Consider the following 248-nt stretch of genomic DNA (forward strand, 5'->3'; position numbering starts at 1 on the left):
CGGACTTCGCAGTATAAAAAAGGAACGGCGGCTTATAATAGTGCCATTCGTATACTAAACAACTATAAAAGCTTACAACAAGCGCATAAAATCGTTGTCTGCATGAACAATAAAGACGTAACCAAAGCAATTCAATCTACCAAAGAAGGTACGGGAATCCTGCTCCAAAATAAAAAAACGCTCTTTTTTGTTTTAAGCAGGCAGGTTGGCTCAGAAAAGAAACAGGCCCTGATCGCGCTAAAGATGGG

At 40.3% G+C, this 248-nt stretch carries 1 protein-coding gene; it reads left to right on the plus strand.

The window, feature by feature from the left end; genetic code table 11:
• The coding region (locus LKX83_RS32765) for a hypothetical protein (protein WP_227887461.1) at positions 1 to 248 on the plus strand (248 nt) is incomplete at both ends.

It is taken from the genome of Cohnella baijiui, assembly GCF_020731285.1.
GTDB lineage: Bacteria > Bacillota > Bacilli > Paenibacillales > Paenibacillaceae > Cohnella.